This window comes from Citrobacter sp. wls826 (assembly GCF_005281245.1).
GTDB classification, from domain to species: domain Bacteria; phylum Pseudomonadota; class Gammaproteobacteria; order Enterobacterales; family Enterobacteriaceae; genus Citrobacter; species Citrobacter braakii.
Genome location: NZ_SZWS01000024.1, coordinates 144,110 through 148,875, shown reverse-complemented (window position 1 = coordinate 148,875; position 4,766 = coordinate 144,110). Strand labels below are relative to the sequence as shown.

4 protein-coding genes and 1 pseudogene are annotated in these 4,766 nt (G+C 53.4%); 3 read left to right on the top strand and 2 right to left on the bottom strand.

The window, feature by feature from the left end; all coding sequences use genetic code 11:
- From ebgA to FDW87_RS05770, 3 genes and pseudogenes are all read left to right on the top strand, one after another.
- A pseudogene (gene ebgA, locus FDW87_RS21895) lies at positions 1-983 on the top strand (beta-galactosidase subunit alpha); the annotation flags it as partial.
- The gene (locus FDW87_RS05775; RefSeq protein ID WP_016154597.1) at positions 980-1,429 is read left to right on the top strand and encodes a beta-galactosidase subunit beta; all 450 of its coding nucleotides are present in this window, start codon (positions 980-982) and stop codon (positions 1,427-1,429) included. The pseudogene ebgA and the gene FDW87_RS05775, both read left to right, overlap by 4 nt.
- A gap of 65 nt (positions 1,430-1,494) precedes the next feature.
- Positions 1,495-2,928 (top strand): amino acid permease, encoded by a 1,434-nt coding sequence (locus FDW87_RS05770; RefSeq protein ID WP_016154598.1) that lies wholly within the window; start codon positions 1,495-1,497, stop codon positions 2,926-2,928.
- Positions 2,929-3,138: 210 nt separating this feature from the next.
- On the opposite strand, the gene FDW87_RS05765 is transcribed toward FDW87_RS05770, so the two are convergent.
- Together FDW87_RS05765 and FDW87_RS21890 are read right to left on the bottom strand one after the other, a co-directional pair.
- Positions 3,139-4,197, bottom strand: a complete 1,059-nt coding sequence (locus FDW87_RS05765; RefSeq protein WP_075848545.1) for a glycoside hydrolase family 130 protein — start codon at positions 4,195-4,197, stop codon at positions 3,139-3,141.
- Positions 4,181-4,766: DUF3459 domain-containing protein (locus tag FDW87_RS21890; protein ID WP_252363030.1), on the bottom strand; the 586-nt coding region annotated here is incomplete at its 5' end. The genes FDW87_RS21890 and FDW87_RS05765, both read right to left, overlap by 17 nt.

The window sequence follows — 4,766 nt, the reverse complement described above, 5'->3', positions numbered from 1 at the left end:
CGGCTGCCGTACCGTTTAGCCTGAAAAACGCTACCCCTCTGACGCTGGAAGACAGCCGCCAGAGCTGCACCATACGCGGTTATAACTTCCTTCTGACCTTCTCAAAACTGAACGGTAAGCCCATTAGCTGGACCGTTAACGGTGAGGAGCTGATTACCCGCGAGCCGAAGATTAATTTCTTCAAACCAACCATTGATAACCACAAACAAGAGTTCGAAGGCCTTTGGCAACCAAATCATTTACAGATTATGCAGGAGCATCTGCGCGATTTTGCCATTGAGCAAACCGATGACGCGCTGTTGATAACCAGCCAGACGATTATCGCCCCGCCGGTATTTGATTTCGGTATGCGCTGTACCTACCGCTGGCGGATTGCCGCAGATGGTCAGTTGAACGTGGAGCTTTCCGGCCAGCCTTACGGCGAGTACCGGGACATTATTCCGTGCATCGGCTTCACGATGGGCATCAACGGCGATTTGGGGCAGGTGGCGTATTACGGACGTGGTCCCGGTGAAAACTATGCCGATAGCCAGCAGGCCAACATCATCGATATCTGGCGCAGCAGCGTGGATGAGATGTTCGAAAACTATCCGTTCCCGCAAAACAACGGCAATCGTCAGGACGTGCGCTGGGCAACGCTAACCAACCGCCACGGCAACGGTCTGCTGGTGGTTCCGCAGCGCCCTGTCAACCTGAGCGCCTGGCGCTATACGCCAGAAAATATCTTTGCCGCACAGCACTGTAATGCGCTGCAGCGCAGCGATGACATCACCCTGAATCTGGACCACCAGGTGCTGGGCTTAGGTTCCAACTCCTGGGGAAGCGAGGTGCTTGATTCCTGGCGCGTCTGGTTCCGTTCGTTCAGCTACGGCTTCACGTTGTTGCCGGTTTCCGGTAGCGAATCTAGCGCTCAAACCGCCGCCAGCCGCGTCTTTGGTACCGGGTTCTTTTCCACGAATTTGCACAGCGAGAATACAAAATGAGGATCATCGACAACTTAGCGCAGTTCCAACAAATTTACGCATCCGGGAAGAAGTGGCAGCGCTGCGTCGAAGCGATTGAAAATATTGATAATATTCAACCAGGCGTCGCCCACTCTATCGGTGATTCCCTGAGCTATCGCGTGGAGACAGACTCCGCGACCGATGCGCTGTTTACCGGTCATCGTCGTTATTTTGAGATCCATTACTACCTGCAAGGACAGCAAAAAATAGAGTATGCCGCCAAAGAGGATCTCCAGGTGGTTGAATATTATCGCGATGAAACCGATCGCGAATATCTGAAAGGCTGTGGAAAAACCGTAGAAGTGCGCGAAGGACAAATGGTTATTTGTGACAACCATGAAGCCTATCGTTTTATTTGTAATAACGCAGTGAAAAAAGTCGTACTCAAAGTCACCATCGAAGATGGTTATTTTCATAATAAATAAAAACACAGGCGGCGCCGACGTTGCGCCGCCAGTACCCTATAATAATCAGGAATCGGAGATGTGCTATGTCTGATACCAAACGTAATACCATCGGCAAGTTCGGCTTACTTTCACTCACCTTTGCCGCGGTTTATAGTTTTAATAACGTTATCAACAATAATATTGAGCTTGGTCTGGCATCCGCACCGATGTTTTTCCTCGCGACGATCTTCTACTTTATTCCGTTCTGCTTAATCATCGCTGAATTTGTTTCGCTGAATAAAAACTCCGAAGCCGGTGTCTATGCATGGGTGAAAAGTTCGCTGGGCGGACGTTGGGCATTTATTACCGCCTACACCTATTGGTTCGTTAACCTGTTCTTTTTTACCTCGCTGTTACCCCGTGTTATCGCCTACGCCTCATATGCTTTTTTAGGCTACGAATACATTCTGACGCCGTTCGCAACCACTGTATTAAGTATGGTGCTGTTTGCCTTCTCCACCTGGGTTTCGACCAACGGCGCAAAAATGTTAGGACCAATTACTTCGGTCACCTCCACATTGATGCTGCTGCTGACCCTGTCCTACATCCTGCTGGCGGGTACTGCGCTGGTTGGCGGCGTACAGCCTGCTGACCCTATCACCGTAGACGCAATGATCCCGAATTTTAACTGGGCCTTCCTCGGTATCACCACCTGGATCTTTATGGCGGCAGGCGGTGCGGAGTCGGTGGCAGTGTACGTCAACGACGTCAAGGGCGGGTCAAAATCGTTCGTGAAGGTCATTATCATTGCCGGGATTTTTATCGGCGTGCTCTATTCCATCTCCTCGGTACTGATCAACGTCTTCGTGAGCAGCAAAGAGCTGAAATTTACCGGTGGTTCGGTACAGGTATTCCACGGTCTGGCGGCATACTTTGGCCTGCCGGAACTGATCGTTAACCGCTTTGTTGGCCTGGTCTCCTTTACCGCGATGTTCGGCTCTCTGCTGATGTGGACCGCAACGCCGGTGAAAATTTTCTTCTCTGAAATTCCGGCGGGTATTTTCGGTAAAAAAACCGTCGAACTGAATGAAAATGGCGTTCCGGCCCGCGCAGCCTGGATTCAGTTCCTGATTGTTATCCCGCTGATGATTATCCCAACACTCGGCTCCAATACCGTGCAGGATTTAATGAACACTATCATCAACATGACCGCCGCCGCATCAATGCTGCCGCCGCTGTTTATTATGCTGGCTTACCTGAATCTGCGCGCAAAACTGGACCACTTACCGCGCGACTTCCGTATGGGTTCGCAAAAAACCGGCATTATTGTGGTATCGATGCTGATTGTCCTTTTCACCATCGGGTTTATTGCCTCGACCTTCCCGACCGGCGGTAACATCATGACCATTATATTCTATAACGTCGGGGGGATTGTTATTTTCCTCGGTTTTGCCTGGTGGAAATACAGTAAATACATCAAAGGGCTAACCAAAGAAGAAAAAGCTATTGAGGCGGCCCCCGCGTCAGATATTAATTAAAATATTAATAACGATAAGCGCAATCTGTTTTCTTGCGCACCTGAAATACAATGTGACATTAAATATACAGACTTGCAGGGCATTTATTGCCCTGCTCTTCTGTTGTGTATTTTCATTATTTGCAGAAAAGATTCGTCCACCAGCGGCCGCAACGTGTGAATCGCCCCCGTGCCAGAAGGAGGTTTAGCAACCTAGGACGCTCTGCGGCATTTATTTAACCCCCAGATGCCGCCACAGTTTGTCCAGCGGCATTGTCGCCAGCGCCACACACTCATCGGCGGCGCCATACCAGACGTGCAGCGTCTCATCGCGGATCAGCGCCCCACAGGTGAACACCACGTTGCCGAAGAAGCCTTCGCGCTCGTAGGGCGCATCTGGCTCCAGCAACGGTACCGGTGATTTCGCCAGAATACGGGTCGGCTCGTTGAGATCCAGCAGCAGCGCGCCAAGGCAGTAGCGCTGATCGGCATCCACACCGTGGTAGATCTCCAGCCAGCCGCGATCGGTTTTTAATACCGGCGCGCCGCCGCCTGATTTACGGCAGTCCCAGGCATCGCCGGACCGTCCCAGCAGGTGGCGATGGTTGCCCCAGTGCAACATATCCGGCGACTCGCAGATCCAGATTTCCGGATGACCGAAGTGGCACGGGGCCGGACGGGTCAGGGCGTGATATTTACCGGCGATCTTTTCCGGGAAAAAGCAGACGTCACGGTTGTCCGGGCAGAGGATCAACCCTTTTTTCTCCACCGTGACAAAATCTTTGGTCACCGCTAACGCGGTAGAGATCCCCAGCGACGACACCGCCGAGTAGTTGATGTACGCGGTATCATCGATGCGGGTGATCCGCGCATCTTCGCAGCCGAACTCTTCATATTGCGTATCGGCGATGATAAACGGCTGGCTGTCAATCCGGAAGTTCACCCCGTCGCGACTGCGCGCCAGACGCAGATGCGACATAGAGGTCAGCCACACCCGCGCCGGATCGCTTTTCAGCACGATCACCCGCGGATCGCTGAAATCATAGCGTTCATCGCGACGATCGAAACTCGCGGTGGCCTGTACCCAGCCCGTATCGGTTTTTTCCAACAGCGGTACGACACGCTGCTGCGGGTCGGAATTGATCACGCTTTCCGCCACCCGCAGCAGCAAAACGATCTCCCCGTCACACTCCGTTACGCCAGCATTGAAAACACAATCGACCTTCCTGCCGGGCAGTGAAGGCGTCACGTCCGCCGGGGTAATCAACGGGTTTTTACTGTGCCTGTCCATGTACTCTCCTTTTGATCAAACATTGATTCTTGCCAATCCATTGCGCGTCCTCTCCGTACAGCACTTCAGCCTCAATCTCCTGCCACGGATTGCGAACAGGCGCACCAAAGTTGATGGCGATCCAGACCTGCTCCTCCGCCGTCGAACGGGTAAACCAGACGCATTCGTCAGTGAGGTCGAGCGAGTCCTGCTGTCCCTGATGCAGCGCCGCAACGCGGCGGCGCAGGGCGATAAGCTGTCGGTACTGATGCCAGAACGATGTCTCATCCTGCTGCTGGCGCTCCGCGTTAATCAGGGTGATATCGCCGCCGACGGGCATCCACGGTGCGACGGAGGAAAATCCGCCAAAGGGGGCGTCGCGCCAGGGCAGCGGCGCGCGCGAACCATCCCGCGAATGTTCAATAGCCAGCGCCAGCGCCTGCTGTGGGCTGCTGCCTGCGGCAAGGGCGGTGCGGTAATGGGTTTTTCCCTGAATATCAAAAAGCTGCTCTGCCGTTTGCGGACGGTAGTCGGTCACCCCCAGCTCTTCTCCCTGGAAGATAAACGGCACGCCGCTCACCGTTAGCTGA